The sequence below is a fragment of the Arthrobacter halodurans genome (assembly GCF_041877255.1).
Classification (GTDB): Bacteria; Actinomycetota; Actinomycetes; order Actinomycetales; family Micrococcaceae; genus Arthrobacter_N; species Arthrobacter_N halodurans.
In genome coordinates this window covers 14,596-33,265 of sequence record NZ_JBHDLJ010000020.1, presented here as the reverse complement: position 1 = coordinate 33,265, position 18,670 = coordinate 14,596, and the positions used below count along the sequence as shown (strand labels likewise).

The 18,670-nt window shown below is 68.5% G+C and carries 19 protein-coding genes and 1 tRNA gene; 10 read left to right on the top strand and 10 right to left on the bottom strand.

The features are described 5' to 3' along the window. The first annotated feature begins 20 nt into the window (after window positions 1-20). From ACETWP_RS16830 to ACETWP_RS16795, 8 genes are all read left to right on the top strand, one after another. Window positions 21-1,532 (top strand): S8 family serine peptidase, encoded by a 1,512-nt coding sequence (locus tag ACETWP_RS16830; protein ID WP_373973433.1) that lies wholly within the window; start codon window positions 21-23, stop codon window positions 1,530-1,532. A gap of 41 nt (window positions 1,533-1,573) precedes the next feature. Further along, window positions 1,574-3,019, top strand: coding sequence for an NAD(P)/FAD-dependent oxidoreductase (locus tag ACETWP_RS16825; RefSeq protein ID WP_373973432.1), 1,446 nt, complete (start codon window positions 1,574-1,576; stop codon window positions 3,017-3,019). 97 nt (window positions 3,020-3,116) lie between these two features. Then, a tRNA-Leu gene (locus tag ACETWP_RS16820) sits at window positions 3,117-3,190 on the top strand. Between the two features lie 444 nt (window positions 3,191-3,634). Continuing rightward, the gene (locus tag ACETWP_RS16815) at window positions 3,635-4,039 is read left to right on the top strand and encodes a RidA family protein (protein WP_373973430.1); all 405 of its coding nucleotides are present in this window, start codon (window positions 3,635-3,637) and stop codon (window positions 4,037-4,039) included. 440 nt (window positions 4,040-4,479) lie between these two features. Next, complete coding sequence (locus ACETWP_RS16810; RefSeq protein ID WP_373973429.1) at window positions 4,480-5,211, top strand: zinc metallopeptidase; 732 nt, start codon at window positions 4,480-4,482, stop codon at window positions 5,209-5,211. Between the two features lie 782 nt (window positions 5,212-5,993). Further along, on the top strand, window positions 5,994-6,482 hold the full coding sequence (locus ACETWP_RS16805; RefSeq protein WP_373973427.1) for a hypothetical protein: 489 nt from the start codon (window positions 5,994-5,996) through the stop codon (window positions 6,480-6,482). 193 nt (window positions 6,483-6,675) lie between these two features. After that, a complete protein-coding gene (locus tag ACETWP_RS16800; protein WP_373973426.1) occupies window positions 6,676-6,861 on the top strand; it encodes a hypothetical protein in 186 nt (61 codons plus the stop codon). A gap of 545 nt (window positions 6,862-7,406) precedes the next feature. Beyond that, window positions 7,407-7,571: a hypothetical protein gene (locus tag ACETWP_RS16795; RefSeq protein WP_373973425.1), complete on the top strand. Its 165-nt coding sequence runs from the start codon at window positions 7,407-7,409 to the stop codon at window positions 7,569-7,571. 96 nt (window positions 7,572-7,667) lie between these two features. On the opposite strand, the gene ACETWP_RS16790 is transcribed toward ACETWP_RS16795, so the two are convergent. Next, window positions 7,668-8,228: a hypothetical protein gene (locus ACETWP_RS16790; RefSeq protein WP_373973424.1), complete on the bottom strand. Its 561-nt coding sequence runs from the start codon at window positions 8,226-8,228 to the stop codon at window positions 7,668-7,670. Further along, complete coding sequence (locus ACETWP_RS16785) at window positions 8,225-9,433, bottom strand: hypothetical protein (protein WP_373973423.1); 1,209 nt, start codon at window positions 9,431-9,433, stop codon at window positions 8,225-8,227. Before ACETWP_RS16785 ends, ACETWP_RS16790 begins: the two co-directional genes overlap by 4 nt. Before the next feature lie 342 nt (window positions 9,434-9,775). On the opposite strand from ACETWP_RS16785, the gene ACETWP_RS16780 reads away from it, so the two are divergent. Then, window positions 9,776-10,000, top strand: coding sequence for a helix-turn-helix domain-containing protein (locus ACETWP_RS16780; RefSeq protein WP_373973422.1), 225 nt, complete (start codon window positions 9,776-9,778; stop codon window positions 9,998-10,000). A 138-nt stretch (window positions 10,001-10,138) separates the two neighbouring features. Here ACETWP_RS16780 and ACETWP_RS16775 read toward each other — a convergent pair whose 3' ends face one another. The 4 genes from ACETWP_RS16775 to ACETWP_RS16760 all read right to left on the bottom strand — a co-directional run bounded on the left by ACETWP_RS16775 (window position 10,139) and on the right by ACETWP_RS16760 (window position 12,286). After that, complete coding sequence (locus ACETWP_RS16775) at window positions 10,139-10,297, bottom strand: helix-turn-helix domain-containing protein (protein ID WP_373973421.1); 159 nt, start codon at window positions 10,295-10,297, stop codon at window positions 10,139-10,141. 196 nt (window positions 10,298-10,493) lie between these two features. After that, window positions 10,494-10,784: a hypothetical protein gene (locus ACETWP_RS16770; RefSeq protein ID WP_373973420.1), complete on the bottom strand. Its 291-nt coding sequence runs from the start codon at window positions 10,782-10,784 to the stop codon at window positions 10,494-10,496. Window positions 10,785-11,172: 388 nt separating this feature from the next. Next, the gene (locus ACETWP_RS16765) at window positions 11,173-11,385 is read right to left on the bottom strand and encodes a hypothetical protein (protein WP_373973419.1); all 213 of its coding nucleotides are present in this window, start codon (window positions 11,383-11,385) and stop codon (window positions 11,173-11,175) included. 280 nt (window positions 11,386-11,665) lie between these two features. After that, complete coding sequence (locus tag ACETWP_RS16760) at window positions 11,666-12,286, bottom strand: L-threonylcarbamoyladenylate synthase (protein WP_373973418.1); 621 nt, start codon at window positions 12,284-12,286, stop codon at window positions 11,666-11,668. A 204-nt stretch (window positions 12,287-12,490) separates the two neighbouring features. Here ACETWP_RS16760 and ACETWP_RS16755 point away from each other — a divergent pair, with 204 nt between their 5' ends. Next, window positions 12,491-13,741: an ABC transporter substrate-binding protein gene (locus tag ACETWP_RS16755; protein ID WP_373973417.1), complete on the top strand. Its 1,251-nt coding sequence runs from the start codon at window positions 12,491-12,493 to the stop codon at window positions 13,739-13,741. A gap of 525 nt (window positions 13,742-14,266) precedes the next feature. Here the strand turns inward: ACETWP_RS16755 and ACETWP_RS16750 are convergent. From ACETWP_RS16750 to ACETWP_RS16735, 4 genes are all read right to left on the bottom strand, one after another. Continuing rightward, entirely contained in the window at window positions 14,267-15,052 is a 786-nt protein-coding gene (locus ACETWP_RS16750) for an ABC transporter ATP-binding protein (RefSeq protein WP_373973416.1), read from the bottom strand. After that, window positions 15,049-16,095 (bottom strand): ABC transporter ATP-binding protein, encoded by a 1,047-nt coding sequence (locus tag ACETWP_RS16745; RefSeq protein ID WP_373973470.1) that lies wholly within the window; start codon window positions 16,093-16,095, stop codon window positions 15,049-15,051. The genes ACETWP_RS16750 and ACETWP_RS16745 overlap by 4 nt, the downstream gene beginning before the upstream one ends. Before the next feature lie 95 nt (window positions 16,096-16,190). Then, complete coding sequence (locus ACETWP_RS16740) at window positions 16,191-17,171, bottom strand: branched-chain amino acid ABC transporter permease (RefSeq protein ID WP_373973415.1); 981 nt, start codon at window positions 17,169-17,171, stop codon at window positions 16,191-16,193. Window positions 17,172-17,179: 8 nt separating this feature from the next. Then, entirely contained in the window at window positions 17,180-18,454 is a 1,275-nt protein-coding gene (locus ACETWP_RS16735; RefSeq protein ID WP_373973469.1) for a branched-chain amino acid ABC transporter permease, read from the bottom strand. Between the last annotated feature and the right edge of the window lie 216 nt (window positions 18,455-18,670).

Here is an 18,670-nt window from a genome sequence, read left to right as displayed (position 1 = left end):
TCCAGCCCGCCGGGTTTCCCGTGCGCCGGCGGATTGCCCGGGGTGTCGCCGGGGCGCTGGCGGCGCTCGTGGCCGCGACCGGCCTGGCCGGCGTTGGCGGCCTCGCCGGCGCCGGGCCGGCCCGGGCGGATTACGTCCGGGACAGCCAGTACTGGATCGACGACTACGGGGTCCGCGAGGCCTGGCGGGAGTCCCGCGGCGCGGGGGTCACGGTCGCCGTCATCGACACCGGGGTGGACGCCTCCCACCCCGACCTGGTCGGAGCCGTCGTGGGCGGGGTCGATGTCTCCGGCAGCGGGGCGCCCGACGGCACCGAGCCCATCGGATCCCTGCCCGAGCACGGGACCCTGGTGTCGACCATGCTGGCGGGCCGCGGCAACAACGCGGAGCAGATCGCGGGGCTGGTGGCGGAGGAGGAGCAGCAGGAGATCGCGTGGAAGCGGGCCGCCGCCGAGGCGGAGAAGGACAAGAAGAAGCCCCCGGCGAAGCCGGACCCGCTGGAGATCCCGGAACCGGGCCCGGGCCCCGACGGCGTGATCGGCGTCGCGCCCGAGGCGGACCTGCTGGCCGTGTCGCTGTGGCTCGGGTCGGAGAACCCCGGGGGAGTCCCCGTCGAGGACCAGGTCCCCGAGGCCGTCCGCTGGGCCGTGGACCAGGGCGCGCAGGTCATCAACATGTCCCTCGGTTCCACGAAGCCCGACTGGCCCGCCAGCTGGGACCAGGCCTTCCTGTACGCCGAGCAGCACGACGTCGTCGTCGTCGCCGCCGCGGGCAACCGCGCCGGGGGGATGGAGCAGGTCGGGGCGCCCGCGACCATCCCGGGCGTGCTGACCGTGGCGGGCGTCGACACGAACCGCTCCGCCAGCTGGGACTCCTCGACGCAGGGCATCAGCATCGGCGTAGCGGCGCCCGCGGACCCGCTCATCGGCGGACTCCCCGGCGGTGGCTACGCCGACTGGTCCGGCACGTCCGGCGCCGCCCCGCTGGTCTCCGGCGTCGTGGCCCTGATCCGCTCCCGGTACCCGGAACTGAGCGCCGCGCAGGTGGTCAACCGGGTCCTGGCGACGGCGTCGGACGCCGGCGAGCCGGGGATCGACAACCTGTACGGCTACGGACTGCTGGACGCGGGAGCGGCGCTGACCGCGGAGGTGCCGGCCGTTGACGCCAATCCGCTCGGCACGATCGCCGAGTGGATCCGCGTCCACCGGCGCGGGACGCCGTCCCCGCCGGCATCCTCGGCCCCGGCCGTGGTTCCGCAACCCGAGTCCACGGTGCCCGCGGTTGCCGCGCCCGAGCCGGTTTCCCCGGAGGCGCCCGGGGGAGCCCTGCCCGCGGTGCTGGTGATCGGTTTCGCGACGCTGTTGGCCGCCGTCGCACTCGCGGGAACCGTGCACGTGGCGCGGGTTCGACGGCGGATCCACGCGGGTGCCGGGAAGGGTGGCGTGGACGAGGGGACGCTCGCCGGACACGCGTGGAGCGCCGGCGACAGGAGGCGGGATCCCTTCGACGACCTGCCCGAGGGACGCTCGTGAAGATTTTCACAATATCCTGATTCGGGGCTATCATGGTGCCTATGCCAAACACACTCCAGCTTTCAGACCGCCCGCGCATCCTGGTTGTCGGCGGCGGCTACGTCGGCCTCTATGTCGCCATGAAACTGCAGAAGAAGGTCAAGGACCGCGGCGGCATCGTCACGGTCGTGGACCCCCTGCCGTACATGACGTACCAGCCGTTCCTGCCGGAGGTCGCGGCCGGGCAGATCGAGGCGCGCCACGCCGTCGTGTCCCACCGCATGCACTTGAAGCACGCCGAGCTCATCACGGGCCGCGTGACCGCGATCGACCACGCGAACCGCAAGGCCGTGGTCCAGCCGACCGAGGGCGATCCCGTCGAGCTCGAGTACCGCGACGTCGTGGTGGCCGCCGGCGCCATCACCCGCACCTTCCCGATCCCCGGGCTGGCCGAGGCCGGCATCGGCCTGAAGACCATCGAGGAGGCCGTGGCGCTGCGCAACCAGATCCTGGAGCGCATCGAAACCGCCTCGATGCTGACCGACCCGGCGCTCCGCCAGCGCGCGCTGACCTTCACGGTCGTCGGCGGCGGCTTCGCCGGCATCGAGACCATCACCGAGATCGAGGACATGGCCCGCGCGGCCGCGAAGAAGAACGGCCGCATCGGCGCGTCGGAGCTGCGGTTCGTCCTCATCGAGGCGATGGGTCGGATCATGCCGGAGGTCACGGCCGAGCAGGCGGAGTGGGTCGTCGGGCACATGCGGTCCCGCGGCATCGAGGTCCTCCTGAACACCTCGCTGGCCAAGGCCGAGGGCGGGCGCCTGGAGCTCATCAACATGGCGGACAAGAGCCCCGCCGGGGAGTTCGAGTCCGACGTCCTGATCTGGACCGCCGGCGTCATGGCGAACCCGATGGTCCGTTCCACGGACTTCCCGATCGAGGAGCGCGGCCGCGTCCGCACCGGGACCGACCTGCGCATCGTCGGCGAGGACGGGCCAATCGAAGGCGCGTGGGCCGCCGGCGACGTCTCCGCGGTGCCGGACCTGACCGGCGGGCTGCCGGACGGGACCTGCGTCCCCAACGCCCAGCACGCCGTCCGCCAGGCGAAGCGCCTGGCCAAGAACCTTTACGCCGTCCGCTACGGCGTCGGCCAGGTCAAGGAGTACAAGCACAAGAACCTCGGCGCCGTCGCGGGCTTCGGCGCCTGGAAGGGCGTCGCCAAGATCATGGGCATCAAGCTGAAGGGCGCGCCGGCCTGGCTCGCGCACCGCGGCTACCACGGCATGGCCATGCCGACCTTCGAGCGCAAGTTCCGCGTGGTGAGCGGTTGGTTCTGGAGCCTCTTCTTCAACCGCGACACCACGCAGATCTCCGATCTGCAGAACCCGCGTCGCCAGTTCGTCGAGGCGGCCACTCCGAAGCCGAAGCCGGCCCAGAAGCCGGTCGAGCAGCCGGCCGCGGACCCCGCCGGGACGCGGACCCCGGAAGAGGCCGCGCCCTCGAAGTAGCCCGGCAGGGTTCCGCGGGAAGCCGAGGGGGACGGAACGGCCGTCGCCGTTCCGTCCCCTTTCCCGCGGCCGCGGATCCACTAGGCTGGAGCCGCACGCCCCCATAGCCCAATTGGCAGAGGCAGGGGACTTAAAATCCCTGTGTTGTCGGTTCGAGTCCGACTGGGGGTACTCGAAGATCCTTGGAACTCCGGGCTTGGATCGGGGTTCGCTGGCCGCCCGCCTCCCAAATCCGACGGCCAGGTCTTGCAAGTGCCCTGCAGGTCGTTCGGAATTGCGCCGGTTCGGCCGGCTTCAGCGTTTCGGTTGCGCCGCGGGAACATTGCCGCGTGAACTCCTCCGGCGCGCGACGCGGACGGGTCCGGGATGGCGCCCCGATCTGAAGACGCCGGGATCGTCACGCCTTGGATGCCGGCCTTGCCCGCAGGGTCGCCGCGTAGGAGAATCGGCGCAGCCAGCACTGTGGCGCTCCGCCCCTTCGGGGTCTTTGGAGCCCGTCCGGGTTCGTCCCATTCCCGCAACGGCCGGAGGGGTCCGCACCTGCAACCAGTGGCACTGTCGCACAGCGTGCGGTCGGGTTGCCAGACCGTTGACATCTTCTAGCGAAGGATAGCGATGACGGACCAGTCCGGGACATTCAGCCACGGTGTGTTTTGGGAGGAAGAATACGGATACAGCCAGGCCGTCCGGGTAGGTAGCACGATCTATATTTCGGGCCAGCTCGCTCACGACGACGAGGGCAATTTCATCGGCGAAGGTGACTTCAACGCCCAGCTCGATGCCGCCTTTGAGAATCTTGACAAGGTTCTCGCGCATTTCGGCGCGTCCCGTAGCCAAGTGGTCGAGGACACCGCCATGGTGGTGGGGCTGCAGGAGAACTTCGATGAACTTGTCGCGGCCCACAAGGCGTACTTCGGGGATCACCGGCCTGCGAGCACGGCGTTCGGGGTGACCGCCTTGGCCTTTCCCGAGCAGCTCTTCGAGATAGCCGCAACAGTGCGCCTAGACGTGGGTGCCTAGCGTCGGCGGTTCATGGGGAGGGAATCCCGCACCGGTTCCGGCCAGTGTGCGCCTGCACGACCTGGTCTGTCACGGCCGATCGGACGCGATCCTGCACCTCGCTTGATGGGTGCCCCCTTTCCGGAGCTCGTGGGGGTTCGGGATCATTGCTGCGGGACCCGTTGGCGGGCCGGCACAAGCCTCTCGATTGGGCGCTTCAACAGTGGGCGCGTCTGTGGGTGGTCAGGGATGGATTTGCTGTTTGGGGAACGATGAAGCGCGGGCGGTTCCGCCGGTTGGTCCCGCCACGCACATTTTCTACGAAGCCGCGCATACGGCGGGCAACCGCTCATGCTCATGGACTTCGAGGCCGCCGACGGTCTCGCCCACGAGATCAGGGACTTCGCCGCACTTCAGGGCAAAGAAACTCTTCCTAAGTTTGTTTTCAAGAAGTTTACTAAGTGCAGGACCCGCTGAAGCTTCACTGTCGGCGGCCTCCATCTCCTTCGTACCTTTCACCTCGCCGATTGGAGCCGGTCCTGAACAGCACCAAAGCCGTCAGCCTGGTGGCGATCACTCTCATATTGGCAACTTCGGCATGCGATGCGGCTCCGGCATCGACGGGCTCCGACGCCGTGGCCCATCCCACCCAGTGCGCCTTGTTGCGTGGAGGCGGGCAGCACGATGTGGATCCCGAGGATACGCCGGAAAAGCCGTGGCCTCATCGGAGGGACGGTGCGGAAGTGATCGTCGGATTCGAAACCGGCGGACTATCCGGCCGTTACGAGAAACTGGTGCGGGAGGCGGCGTCGATCTGGTCGGTGAGCCCCTGCATCCAGGCGATAGCCGTCGAGGAGTGCAAAGCGGGCGGAAATTGTGTCTTCGTCGAGGAGAGGTTCTCTGCCCGCGACCGGGGGACCGATGGTGAATTTCGGGGCAGGGGAGCCGGCCCTTTTCGCACTGGCGGAACCATAACGCTTTACACGGGACTTCTCGACCGGTCCAGCGACAATGGGGCGCTGGCCACCGTTGTCCATGAGATGGGCCACGCTTTGGGGCTCGTGCATCGTGGGAACCGGGAAACCGTCATGAACGCAGAAACCGATGACAAGACGAATGCGGTTCCCGACGCCGTCGACTTTACCAATCTCGTCGTGATATACGGTGCTCCCGCCGCAGCCCCATCTGGATAGCGTCGGCGGCCCACGCGTCTTTTTGCCGCTCGGAACTCGGAAGTGCAGGGCGGGCTTCTTCGGCGGCCGCCAACACCGCTGCGTCGCCTCCATCGGGGCGAACGCCCCGGAGTCGTTGGGGAACTCGCGGCGCGACGTGCCGGGGAACCTTTCGATCTTGCCCGTCGTGTTCGGAGACCGGTGCCGTGTCAGGAGCGCGGTCGCCCGCCATCCTCCGGTAGATCCGCCCGAAGAGGACCTCTACCGGTGCCGGCTTGGTGTGCTTGCCGGTGAACTGCTTGCCGAAGTCGTTCAGAACTTCGAACGGGCCCCCTTGGCAATCCTGTCGGCTGCTCGGCTGCCCAGACGCGACCCGTTGAATCGCCAGGAATAAGTACACGACATCCTGTATCTGTGCGTGAAGCCGTCGGTGTTGGCGGCGCGGTTCACCGTCCAGAGGGCCGTTGAGCACATGGGCTGTCCGTTCAGTCTGCGAAAGCGGAGGAGGGCGTCCCGGTGGACGTTGGTGCGGGCAGGACCGGCCACATGACGCGGTACCCTCGTTGCGGATGACGAGGACGTCGAACCCTAATGCGATGTCGCGGGCGTCAGTGCGGGGGTTTGATCGTGACTCTGGTGTGGCTGCCGATTCGCTCGCCGAAAACCAGCCGAGCGTTGTTGGCCGTGATGCCGGAGTCCAGGGACAACTCCTTAAGCTTGCGGGCTCACCGGCGGGCAGCCTCGACGTGGCGCGCCGCGCTCCCCGGATCTAATATTTGTCCCATCAGGAGATGTGGGGAGCCGTGGATCCGGACAGCAACCCGACGGACGCGGCGACGGGCGGGCGGCCGCACGTCGTCCTGAACCACTCTGCGATCGTCAAAGGCTGGGCTGTCGCCGTCTCCGCGTGGCTCGCCGGAAGCCTCGTGCTGTTCTGGTGGTCCGACGCGACCGGCATCGCGCAGCCCGACACGCTGCGCGTCCCGGACTTGGAGGTCTGGCCGTCCTTCGCCGTGGCCAGCGTCTGGGTCGCCCTTGTGGCCGCCCTCCCGCTCGGGGTGGCGCTGGCCTGGCTGCTGCGGCCTGTCCGACGGCAGCGGGTCCACGTGGCCGTGTTCTTCGCCGTGCCGGCGACCGTGTTGGCCGGCCCCTTCGCGCTCACGCCTGACGCTGCCTCGCTGGGGTTGGTTTTCGGTGCCGCGTTGGGCCTCTGTTCGGCGGTTGGCCGCGCGGCGGTCGTCCGCGACGCGGCCCGCCGTCCGCCGGAGTCCACGCCTGACGCGCCCGCGTGAACGGACGTGCACATCGGCAAGCATGCACGTTCCGCACCGGCCTGCCGCGGTGAGCCCGGGGGCGGAACCGGCAATCCCTGGGCCAAGACGACCACGACCTCCGCACCGGAACCGACTGCACCGGAATGGACCACCGCGCCGACCCTGACCACAGCTTCGATACAGACCCTGGCCGAGTACCGCAGCGCGCGCTGTGCTGGGCCGGTTCCGCGACAGCAACAGCTGGCTCCGCCGCTTCAACGACGGAACCTGCAGCGAGGAGAACCTCCAGGCGATCGCCCAGTGCGAACGGGTGTGCCGCCGCGCAGCTGCGACCATCCCGACCGAGGAGTACGAGGCCGAGAAACGCCTTGCGAAGGTCAAGGTGTTCGTCCCCTGAGGGACCGGCGTGACGCTCATCGCCTCAGGCGCCTTCGTGTTGGGACTGATCGTCTACAGCTTCCGTCGCTTCCGTGGGCACCAGAGGCCCCGCCCCCGCGGAGAGCGAGTGCGGCTCGGGGCGCACCAGCAGGGCGAGGACGACGAGATGAGCCACGTAGATGGTGAGCGAGAACCGTCCCCGCCTACACCAGGAACCCGAACCGTCGGGACACGAAATCCCCGGCCAGCAGCACGATGCCCAGGAGCAAGAGGGCACTTCCCGTTCCCGAGACGATCCACAGCGGCCCCCGAGGCCCGAACCGGCCACCAGAGTTTTGCAAGCATTTCCAAATGAGGCAAGGACCCTGTTTCGCGAGCATTTGCGGTGAATCAATGCGGCGCCTTGCGCACGGCTTTGGGGCAGGCCATCATGTGGGACTCCATGGATTAGCACGGAGCCGGGGGTGAGAACGGCGTCGAAACGCGTCTCGCCGAAACCGATGAAATCGCGGGCAAGGCAGGTGGGACGAGGACGGCTGACTTCACGCGTTTCTCGAAGTTCGGTTGATTCACCTCAACCGCGCCTACGAGGGAACCCCGGACGAGGACAGCGGGAGTTCGCAGTCCAGGATCGATGCCCTGCACTCTCTTCTCGACGAGGTCGCCTGGTCTCTGGAGCCGCCGATGGCGTGGGAGGTCTACGATAGGGAATTCCGCATCGACGGCTGACCATGGGAGTGCCGCGCGAAGTCCATGGCTCCAGCCGGCCGGCCGCCCTCTGTCGTTCTACTGGTCAAGACCCTAAAGGCCCGCCGAGCCTGTCGATCAGGGTTCGTCCATCATGTAGTCGCAACCGTCGGGCTCCAGCTTGTAGGACACGTTGGTGACCTCCGCGTACTCGCGCCCGTTGGACCTGTAGCGGACCCGCAGCTGGTGCGCGCCGGCCGGTTGGGAGGCGTCCAGAACCTCCGCGGTCACGGCGACGCCCGCCCCGTCCCCGGGGTTCAGGACGAAACCTTCGGCGGGGGAAAGGTTCGCAACAAACTTGGCGGTGTCCCGGTCGCGGGCCGCTTCCGCGTCGGACCACATGTAGTGCAACAGGATGCCGTCGTCCAGCTTCCACGCCCCGGTGCCCGTGACCTCGAGGTTCCGCGGCTCGGCCAGATCGATGGACAGGATCTCCGCCGGATGGTTGGTCTCGTTGTAGATCGTCTCGGCAAAGCCGGGTCTCAGCATCTCGGGCTCGATGGCGGAGCAGATGGTGTTTTCCGGTTCCCCGGACGCGGGTCCGACGACCAGCGGACCGGTCTGGTCCGTGTACGTGCCGCAGCTGGCCAGAAGTGCCGCGCAAGCGAGCATGGGGACAACCGCGGCGCGGCGGCTCACGGGTTGACGACCTTGATGCTCCGCGGGCCCAACCCCTCGGTCGTGCCCGGCAGCGCGTGGTGTCCGCAGATCCTCCGGTCCTTGGATCCGGGGTTGACGATGAGCCTGGACTCGTTGCTGAAGCCCGAGCGGGAGGACAGGTTCACCCCGATCACCCGTCCCGTTTGCAGGCCGGCGGACCAGGTGATGGCCGTGGTCGTGTTCTTCTCCCATACGTGGCCCTTTTCGAGCTTGGTGCAGTATTTCAGCGTCTTGAACGTCGAGCCCTGCACGGTGCTGCCCCCACCCGCGTAGGACGTCGCGCGGACCTCGTACCAGGACGTGTAGGGCACCCCGTCCGGGGTGAGGCAGGTGGTCCTCAGCTTCTTCGGGACCACGTACGCCTGGTGGAAGCGGGCCCCCTGCGTGGTGGTCGGGAAGTTGATCGAGAAGTCGCTGGTCAGCGTGCTGGTACCCCCGGCCGCGTAGGTTCCGAAGCGGCCCTCGCCGGACATGCCCACCCCAAACGTTCCGGTGGCCCCGGAGGTGAACCGGAAGCTGGACGTCGCGCCCTTGGAGTGGACGAACGTTCCGCCCACCTGGGACGGCACCTCCCGGTACGTGGCGGAGAGGGTGGCCCCGCAGAACCCGCCGGCACCCTCGGGCCACGCGGCCGGGGACGACGCCGCAACGGACGGCGCCGCCGGGGACGGCACGGTCGGGGACGGCTTGATGGCGAGGGGGGCCTCGGGGTCCGCGGCGGCCGGCGTCGGACCGCCGCGCAGGGTCGCAGGGTCGATGGACGTCGCGTACCGGTGCACTCCGGCGGCGGTGGCTCCGACGATCGTGACGTTGACCGGCTCGCCGCTCGCGGTGTGCGCCGCGAGTGCCCCGGTCCCGGTGAAGCTGAAGTTGCCGTCCGCGTCCGTGGACGCCTCCCCGACGGGGACGAGCGGGACGGTTTCGCCGACGAGGAGGGCGTCCAGCGCCTTGTTGGACGGCCACGCGTACATGGTCAGCGGACCGTGGGACCGGGCCCCGTTGCCGGCTGCGTCGACCAGCTGTCCCGAGAGGATGGCGGGCGCGCCCCGGGCCGTGGCGGATGGCGTTTCGGTGCCCTGTCCGGCGGCCGCGGCGGGTGAGACCAGCAAGCCCGCGGCGGGTGAGACCAGCAAGCCCGCGGCGAGTGCCGCGCACACCACCGACGAGTACTTTCCGCCGTACATGCTTCCGCTTGCGACCTCCGGGCCTTGGGGGCCCCGTCGTGAACTGCCGTGCTGGACGGGGGCATTCTAGTCCCGCGCCCGTCCCGCGACAAGAGAGGTCAGCGGCAGGGTTCCGTCTTCGCGACGTACCCCTGACCACCACACCTTGCCCATGGTCGCCGCGTGCGGTACCCGGCGCCGCCGATCCGCGGGATCTTTTGCCGAAATTGCGCCTTTTCCGCATGTCGCTCGGGTGTTGCCCGTGGTTCTCTTGCGATCACAAGGGTGCTGCCGTGGCCATGAGCCACTGTTGCACTTCCTGGACCGTCGTGGGGACGACGGGCAACCTGAATTGGGGATGAAATGGTTGATTTGCAGAAGTTCGAGCACGCCCACTATTTGACGGTCGCCGAAGTCGCGGCCGCGATGCGGGTCTCGAAGATGACCGTCTACCGGCTGGTGCACACGGGGGAGCTGCCGGCGGTGCGTTTTGGCAGGTCCTATCGGGTGCCCGAGCAGAGCGTCCAGGAATACCTGACGGCCGGCCAGAACGCTGCCGGACCACCGCCGGAGGGGTCCCAGAAGTAGGCAGGGCGCAGGGTCTCCATGACGAGCAGGCGGGCGGCGCGCCCGGGAGACTGCCCAAGCTTCGCCAACGGGGGCGGCGTGTAGGACCAGCAGGTCGCCGATGCCGCGCTCCGGCGACCGGCAGATGGTGGTCAGGGTCTAGAGCCAAATGGCTTGGGCATGGCTGTTCTTCAGGACGGACAGGCTCACGCCGATCCGCTTGCCCAAGTCCTTCAGAGTCATGTCCCGCGCCGCGAGGAGCCCATCGATCCTGCAGTGGGCGAGCAAGGCCGCGTCCTGCTGCCTTCTGCGGGGCATCGGTCCATGCCCTCGCCGTCTCGCTGGCGCAATCGGCCGAGGGGGAAGGCACCGGGGGTGAGGGTGAGGAATGCCCCGGCGGCGAGAATCCGGGAGTTCGGCGCCTGGGTGATCGCTCTTCAGACGCCCATCGTCCCGGCATGGGGGACAAGCGCGGGCGAGTGAGCCGGCTCCTCGGCGTCCGGGGAAGCGGAGGCTAGGGGTTCGGTGTCCCGCGCGGGCTGGCGTGCGTTTCCGGACCAACCGTCGCCGTACTCTCGGGCGCGGCGGAGACCAGGAAATCCAACGCCGTCACGATACGCCACGCGGTCCAGACGGCGCACGCCAGCGCGGCGAAAAAGAGCGCTCCGGCCACCGCCAGCGTCACGCTCAGGGAGCCGCCGATGCGGGATTCCAGAAAACCCAGATAGCCGAAGACACCCGCCGCGACGAACAGTGAGACGGTGGCGATGAACGGTCCGGCGATGGAATTGGGCCGGTAAGACATTGGCTCCCCCTGGTGACGTGATGCCTCAGCGTAGCGCCGCCGCGGACCCGGGCGAAGCGTCCGTCCTGCCGGCCCCAAGACAGCGGACGGTTACGCGCCGCCGGTCGCGGTCGAATGCCAGAGGCGAAGACCAAGATCCGTCTCCGGCTCGGGGTCGAGCCAGAGGCCTAGGATTCCCGTCGACAAGACGGCCATCGCGGCAATCACGAGGATGGCCAGAATCCACAGCGCGCGAACGAGGCGATCCATCTTCGCCCGCTCCGTCTCCGCTGTGACAACGCGATTCCCCGTGCTCACGGACCTTCCACGGGGAAGTGGAGGTGTTCCGGCCGTTGCTGCCCCTTGGTTTGCGGGGCCGGGGACGTTGGTCGAGGCCCCCGCCGCCGGTTTACGGCCGGATCCGGTCACGGACGAGTTCCGCCTGGTGGGCGGCGAACCGTCGGACCAGGGTGTCCACGATCCCCACCGGGCCGCCCTCCGAGTCCAGGTGCTCGAGTCCGAGTTCCGAGGACCACCCGCAGGCGCAATGGTGGACGAAGCCGCCCATGCCCCCATCGATGGGTGCGCACCCCAGCGAGAGGTGGCTTGCGAGAATGTCCACGACCGGGTCTGCCCCCGTCGGTGCGGCCGTCGCCAGCGCGTGGTTCAGCGACGGCGTGATACCGCGCGCGGTGGCTCTGTCCGGCGCACCGGCGCCCGAAACGCCCATCCGATGGTTTGCCGCCGCGGTTGGCAGCTCTTCTTCAAGCATGTCATCTCCCCAAGTCCGCTTCCCCCAAGTCAGCCGATGCGGGAAATCTACCACCGGAGGACGCGCGCCGTGCCGCGGCACACCGGTGCGCCGCGGATCGTCGTCGTTTCACCCGGCAGCGGCCATCCGGCTACTCGAAGCGCGAGGGGTCGCCCATGCCGCGCCGCACGATCTCGGCCACGCCGCTGGAGAAGTCGACGACGGTGGTCGGCTCGGCACCGCAGTCGCCGGAGTCGATGACCGCGTCCACCACGTGGTCGAGCCGTTCCTTGATTTCCCAGCCCTGTGTCAGCGGCTCTTCCTCGTCCGGCAGCAGGAGCGTGCTGGACAACAGGGGCTCGCCCAGTTCCGCCAGCAGGGCCTGCACCACGACGTGGTCCGGGATGCGCACCCCGACCGTCTTCTTCTTGGGGTGGAGCAGCCGGCGCGGCACCTCCTTGGTGGCGGGCAGGATGAACGTGTAGCTGCCGGGGGTGACGGCCTTGATGCTGCGGAAGACGGTGTTGTTGATCTCGACGAACTGGCCCAGCTGTGCGAAGTCCTTGCAGACCAGCGTGAAGTGGTGCTTGTCGTCCAGGTGCCGGATGGCGCGGATCCGCTCCAGCGCCTCCTTGCTGCCCAGCTGCGCACCGAGCGCATAGCAGGAGTCGGTGGGGTACGCGATCAGGCCCCCGGACCGCACGATGTCAACCGCCTGGTTGATCAGCCGGGCCTGTGGGTTGTCGGGGTGAACGTCGAGGTATCTCGCCATGTCACGAGCCTACGCCAGGCCCGCGCGGGCGTCTGCCGACCGAGCGGAAATCGCATTTCTGAAGCGAATGTCACGACGTTACAAGGATGTAACAAAAAAGCCTTATGCCGCTCGGTTTTCTCGACTACTTTCGTCTGTAATCAGGAACCCCTGAGATGCGCATCACAGGGTCCGAGTGGACCCTTGATCGAGGAGAAAACATTTATGACTGCATCAACCGATGCCCGCTTCGTCCGCGGCGCAAAGTTCCTGGCAGCCGGTGCCGCGATCGCCCTGATGGCGACCGCCTGCGGCGGCGGGTCCGAGACCCCCGAGGCCTCCGGTAGCTCCGATGCCGCGCTCAAGATCGGCTCGCTGCTTCCCACGACCGGCGCGCTTGCCTTCCTTGGCCCGCCGGAGATCGCGGGCGTCGACCTCGCCATCCAGGAGATCAACGACGCCGGCGGCGTGAACGGCAAGGACGTGGAGGTCATCCACCGCGATTCGGGCGACACCACCACGAACATCGCGACGCAGTCGACCACCGACATGCTGGGCCAAGGCGTCTCCGCCGTCATCGGCGCCGCCTCCTCGGGCGTCTCGAAGACCGTCATCAACCAGATCACCGGTGCCGGCGTCATCCAGTTCTCGCCGGCGAACACGTCGCCCGACTTCACCGACTGGGACGACGACGGACTCTTCTGGCGCACGGCACCCTCCGACGTCATGCAGGGCAAGATCCTGGGCAACTTCATGGTCAGCCAGGGAGCCCAGAACATCGGCATGATCGTCCTGAACGACGCCTACGGCACCGGCCTGGCGACCAACATCAAGGGCGCCGTCGAGGAGGCCGGCGGCACCGTCGTTGCCGAGCCCATGTTCAACGAGGGCGACTCGCAGTTCTCGGCCCAGGTCGACGAGGTCGTCGCGGCGAAGCCGGACGCGATCGCGATCATCTCCTTCGACCAGTCCAAGCAGATCGTGCCGCTACTGGTGCAGAAGGGCATCACGCCGGACCAGATGTACTTCGTCGACGGCAACCTCTCCGACTACAGCAAGGACTTCGACCCCGGAACGCTCGAGGGCGCCTACGGCACCCAGCCGGGCTCCTTCGCCAAGGACGACTTCAAGGAGCGCCTGGCCGAGATCGACGATTCGCTCGAGGTCTGGAACTACGCCGGGGAGTCGTACGACGCCACCAACCTCGTGGCCCTGGCCGCGGTGGCCGCCGGCTCGACCGACGGCAAGGCGATCGCCGCGAAGCTCGAGGAAGTCTCCAAGGACGGCGAGAAGTGCACTGACTTCGCCTCCTGCAAGACCCTCCTCGACGCCGGAACCGACATCGACTACGACGGCATCTCTGGACCGATCAGCTTCTCCGAGAAGGGCGACGTGTCCGAGGGCATCATGGGCATCTACAAGTACGACGGCGACAACATCCCGCAGCCGGAGATGGAGGAGGCCGGAGCCGTCTAGGCGCCGCACCTCACACTCGCACCCTTCGAAGGACCCGCCGCTGGGGGATAGCGGCGGGTCCTTTGCGTGTGCCGCGCGGTCCTTCCGGCGGGTCCGCCAGTGGGCCGCGGGTGGGTTGCCACGGGGCCGGGAGGAAGGTGTAGGACGACGCACGGAACCCCGGGGCGTCACTCGGATTGCGGCCCGACGGAGACGCCTGGGGGCTGCGGGGACTGCGCGGAATCCGGGGCGCCGGGATGCCGCGCCCCGGACCGCGCGGCCCGTCAGGGAAGTCGCGGGGTTGGCGAGCAGCGGTGACCGTGCAGTGGCCGCGGACGTATGCCGCGCACGCAACGTCCAGGCGTGCCCTCCGGAGGCCCGCCGGCGCGGGAGGGCCGCGATCGGTCGTCGCGGACCAGCGGTGCTCCGGGCGGCGGGCCGCGACGGCCGCGCTTGCGCGTCGCCGCGATGGCCGGGGGCACACAAGGAAGCAGGGCCCCGGTTGCCCGGAGCCCTGCGGATGCCGACGATCTCGGCGGGGTTTCGCTAGTTGTCGGCCTCGGCGACCTTGTCGGCGAGGTCGCCGAGGTACAGCTTGATGACATTCGGGTCCTTCATCAGGTCCCGGCCCGTGCCGGTGTACGCGTCCTTGCCCTGGTCCAGGACGTAGGCGCGGTCGCAGATCTGCAGGCAGCGTCGGGCGTTCTGCTCGACCATGATGACGCTGACGCCCGCCCGGTTGATCTCGTGCACGCGCAGGAAGGTCTCGTCCTGCTTGACGGGGGACAGGCCCGCCGACGGCTCGTCCAACAGCAGCACGGCCGGGTCCATCATCAGGGCCCGACCCATCGCGACCATCTGCCGCTCGCCGCCCGAGAGCGATCCGGCGCGCTGCTGGCGACGCTTCCCCAGCTCGGGGAACAGCGAGGCGACGAAGTCGAAGCGCTTCGCGAAGTCCTTGGGACGCTGGTACATGCCCATCTGGAGGTTTTCCTCGATGGTGAGCGACGGGAAGACGTTGTTCGTCTGCGGGACGAAGCCCACGCCGCGGGCCACCAGCTTGTTGGCCTTGAGCCCCGTCAGGTCCTTGCCCCGGACGACGACGGAGCCGGAGTGCACCTTGACCAAGCCGAACATCGCCTTCAGCAGGGTCGACTTGCCGGCCCCGTTGGGACCGATGATGCCGATCAGCTCGCCCTTGCGGGCCTCGATGCTGCAGCCGTTGAGGATGTTCACCCCCGGGAGGTAGCCGGCCACCAGGTCGGTGACCGTGACGACGGCCTCGGCGTCCTGCGCGCGGGACGCGTCCGTGGCTGTTTCGTGCTTGGTCATGACTTGTCCTCCTTGGACTGTCCATCGGTGTCGTGGCCGGGTGCGGGCGGCGTGCCCGGCGCGACCTCCGGGGCAGTGCCCGGCACGGCATCGTCTGCGGCGGGACGGTCCGTCGCCGCGGGGACGTGGGCGAGGATGCCGGCGTCCTCGGTGCCCACGACGGACTCCTCGTCCTTCGCCAGCTCCTCCTCCAGGGCCTCCACCCCCTCCTCGGATCCGAGGTCGACGTCGTGGTGCGCACCAAGGTAGGCGTCGATGACGGCCTGGTCCTTCATCACGACCGCGGGCGGCCCCTCGGCGACGACCTTGCCCTCGGCCATGACCACCACCCAGTCGGCGATGTGGCGGACCACGTGCATGTCGTGCTCCACGAACAGGACCGTCATGCCCTCGGCCTTGAGGTTCTTGATGTGGTCCAGCAACGACTGGGTCAGCGCCGGGTTCACGCCGGCCATGGGTTCGTCGAGCATGACCAGCCGCGGGTTGGTCATCAGGGAGCGCGCCATCTCGAGCAGCTTCCGCTGGCCGCCCGACAGCGACGCGGCGTAGTCCTCCCGCTTGGCGTCCAGCTTGAACTTCGCCAGCAGGGCGTCGGCGGTGGCCGTGATCTCGTTCTCGCGCGACCTCCACAGCCCCCCGAACAGCGCCCTGAGCAGGCTCTCGCCGGGTTGCGCGTTGGCGCCCAGGCGCATGTTCTCGATCACGGACAGCTTGCCCATGACCTTGGTCAGCTGGAAGGTCCGGACCATGCCCATGCGGGCCACCTTGTGCGGGGCGACGCCGGCCAGCTTCTTGCCGTCGAACTCCCAGTCGCCGCTGTTGGGCGTGTCGAACCCGGTCAGCAGGTTGAAGAGCGTCGTCTTTCCGGCGCCGTTCGGGCCGATCAGCGCGGTGATCTTGTGCCGCGGGATCTCCAGGTACTCGACGTCCACGGCCTTCAGGGCGCCGAAGCTGCGCGTCACGTGCCGCGCGACGACGATGGGGTCCCGCTTGCGGCATCCGGGTCCGGCGGGCTCGGCCGCGATGGGGCTCGAGTCCGTCATGTAGTCGGTTCCGGCCGGGGTCGACGCCGCGGCGCCCGCGGCGTCGGCGGCAGCGGTGCCGCCCGCCGTCGGACCAACGGGTGATTGTGCGTGGCTCATGCGAATGCCAGCTCCTTCTTGTTGCCGAGGATGCCCTGCGGACGGAAGATCATCAGCGACATCAGCGCGACGCCCACCAGGATGTAGCGCAGCTGGCCGGCCTGCGCCGCCGTGAGGAAGGTGATGACGTCGGCCTGGATCAGTCCCAGCAGGATGCCCTGCGTCAGGGAGAGCACGACCCAGAAGATCATCGACCCCACGATGGACCCGAAGACGGTGGCCATGCCGCCGATCAGCAGCGCGGTCCAGAGGAAGAACGTCAGCTCGGTGCCGTAGTTGGCGGGCTGGACGGCCCCGGTGGGCAGCGTGAAGATGATGCCCGCCAGGGATCCGAAGATGCCGCCGATGATCAGCGCCTGCATCTTGTAGAGGAACACGTTCTTGCCCAACGAGCGGACCGCGTCCTCGTCTTCGCGGATGCCCTTGAGCACGCGGCCCCAGGGGCTGCGCATCAGGAGCAGGACGATCAGCGCGCACAGGAGCACGATGCCCCAGGCGACCAGCGTGACCCACAGGGAGCGGTCGTTGAAGCGCAGCGGGCCCAGGTTGTATGAGCCTGGCGGGAACGGATTGAACGCGTAGAAGGTGCGCTCGAACGAGGCCAGGCCGTTCGCCGATCCCGTGACCGAGGTCAGGCTGTTGGTCGTCACCACGTAGCGGACGATCTCGGCCGCCGCGATGGTCACGATGGCCAGGTAGTCCGCCCGGAGTCGCAGGGTGGGGATGCCGAGCACCAGGGCGAAGAGCACCGAGGACACCAGCGCGACGAGCACGGCCACGGCCAGGGGCGCATCGAAGGTGAGCGTGGAGATGGCGAAGCCGTAGGCGCCGACGGCCATGAAGCCCGCCTGGCCGAAGTTGAGCAGCCCGCCGTAGCCGAAGTGCACGGCCAGCCCGAGCGCCCCGAGGGCGTAGGCGGCGGTCTGCGGGGAGACGGCCTCACCGAGGGCGTTGCCGAGGATTGTTGCGAAGTCCATGGAGTCTCCTAACCCACGCGCTCTTTGCGGCCCAGGATGCCCTGCGGCCGGAAGAGAAGGACGGCGATCATGACGAAGAGCGCTCCGACGTACTTGAGGTCGGCTTCGAGCCAGATGGTGGAGATCTCCACCATGAGGCCGACGAGCACGGAGCCGATGAGCGCCCCGAACACGGTGCCGAGGCCGCCGAGGGTGACGCCCGCGAAGATGAGCAGCAGGATCTGCTGACCCATGTTGAAGGAGACGCCGGGCCGGTAGTACGCCCAGAGGATCCCACCGAGCGCCGCGAGCATGCCGCCGACGACCCAGACCATGCGGATCACGCCGTCCACGTCGATGCCCGAGGCCGAGGCCAGGGCCGGGTTGTCCGAGACGGCGCGCGTCGCCTTGCCCAGCCGCGTCTTCAGCAGCAGGAAGCCGATGACGACGATGACCACCAGCGAGATGATGAGCGAGATCAGGTTGTTCCGGGTGATGCCCACCGTGCCGAACTCGATCACCTCGCTCTGCGCGCCGGGCAGCTGGCGGGTGGAGCCGCCGAAGAAGAACTGGATGGTGTACCGCACCGCCAGGGCGAGGCCGATCGAGACGATCATCATCGGGACCAGCGCGGAGCCGCGCCTCCGCAGGGGGCGCCACAACCCCCAGTCCTGGACGTAGCCGAAGGCCCCGCCGACGATCACCGCGAGGATCATGGCCGACCAGACCGGCATGCCGGTGGCGCTGAGCCCGAAGGCCGCCACGGCCCCGAGGGTGACCATCTCGCCGTGCGCGAAGTTGGTGAGGCCCGTGGTGCCGAAGATCAGCGACAGTCCGACGGCGGCCAGCGCCAGCAGCAGGCCGAAGCTCAGCCCGGCCAGGGCGCGCTCGGCGAGCGTGTCCAGGAAGCTGACCTCCGCGGCCTCGACGGCCTCGCCGATCTTGAAGATGACGCCGGCGTTGGAGCTCGTGCCGAACGTCACGGTGCGCGGATTCTCCTGGCCCTCCGTCAGCTGGGCGTCGGCCGGGAGCGTGGCCACATCCAGCTCCACCTGGTACGTGGACTTGGACGGGACGATGATTTCCCAGCGGCCGTCCTCGTCGGTGGTGGCCTCGCCCGTGAAGCCGTTGCCGGTGGCGGTGATGCGCACCCCCACGAGCGGCTCCTGGCCGTCGCGCAGCGTGCCCCGGATGGCGAGATCCTGGGTGGAGCCCTGCGCCGCGACGGCCGCCGGGGGCCCCCCTTGGGGGACGGCGCTCGCCGCGGGTGCTACTGCGAACATCGCTGCCAGCAGCGCCAGCATCAGTGCGCCGAGGAATCCCCAGCGGGGCAGGCGTCGGGCTTGGATCACGTTGTGAACCTCCGGTGTGGGGCAGTCCCGCCGGGGCGGGGATGAAATGATGTGGAGTCGGCCGCTGTGAGCTGAATCACTTGTCAAGGTCATCGTAGCGCCCAGTTGTTTCGCTCCTGTCAAGGAACGGTTTCAGAACAGGTCGCAATCCGGTAACGACCCGCGGCT

Coding starts and splice junctions, on each gene's coding strand:
- ACETWP_RS16825 (WP_373973432.1), top strand. CDS start 1,574: ATGCCAAACACACTCCAGCTTTCAGACCGCCCGCGCATCCTGGTTGTC.
- ACETWP_RS16815 (WP_373973430.1), top strand. CDS start 3,635: ATGACGGACCAGTCCGGGACATTCAGCCACGGTGTGTTTTGGGAGGAA.
- ACETWP_RS16785 (WP_373973423.1), bottom strand. CDS start 9,433: ATGTACGGCGGAAAGTACTCGTCGGTGGTGTGCGCGGCACTCGCCGCG.
- ACETWP_RS16780 (WP_373973422.1), top strand. CDS start 9,776: ATGGTTGATTTGCAGAAGTTCGAGCACGCCCACTATTTGACGGTCGCC.
- ACETWP_RS16775 (WP_373973421.1), bottom strand. CDS start 10,297: ATGCCCCGCAGAAGGCAGCAGGACGCGGCCTTGCTCGCCCACTGCAGG.
- ACETWP_RS16770 (WP_373973420.1), bottom strand. CDS start 10,784: ATGTCTTACCGGCCCAATTCCATCGCCGGACCGTTCATCGCCACCGTC.
- ACETWP_RS16760 (WP_373973418.1), bottom strand. CDS start 12,286: ATGGCGAGATACCTCGACGTTCACCCCGACAACCCACAGGCCCGGCTG.
- ACETWP_RS16755 (WP_373973417.1), top strand. CDS start 12,491: ATGACTGCATCAACCGATGCCCGCTTCGTCCGCGGCGCAAAGTTCCTG.
- ACETWP_RS16750 (WP_373973416.1), bottom strand. CDS start 15,052: ATGACCAAGCACGAAACAGCCACGGACGCGTCCCGCGCGCAGGACGCC.
- ACETWP_RS16745 (WP_373973470.1), bottom strand. CDS start 16,095: ATGACGGACTCGAGCCCCATCGCGGCCGAGCCCGCCGGACCCGGATGC.
- ACETWP_RS16740 (WP_373973415.1), bottom strand. CDS start 17,171: ATGGACTTCGCAACAATCCTCGGCAACGCCCTCGGTGAGGCCGTCTCC.
- ACETWP_RS16735 (WP_373973469.1), bottom strand. CDS start 18,454: ATGCTGGCGCTGCTGGCAGCGATGTTCGCAGTAGCACCCGCGGCGAGC.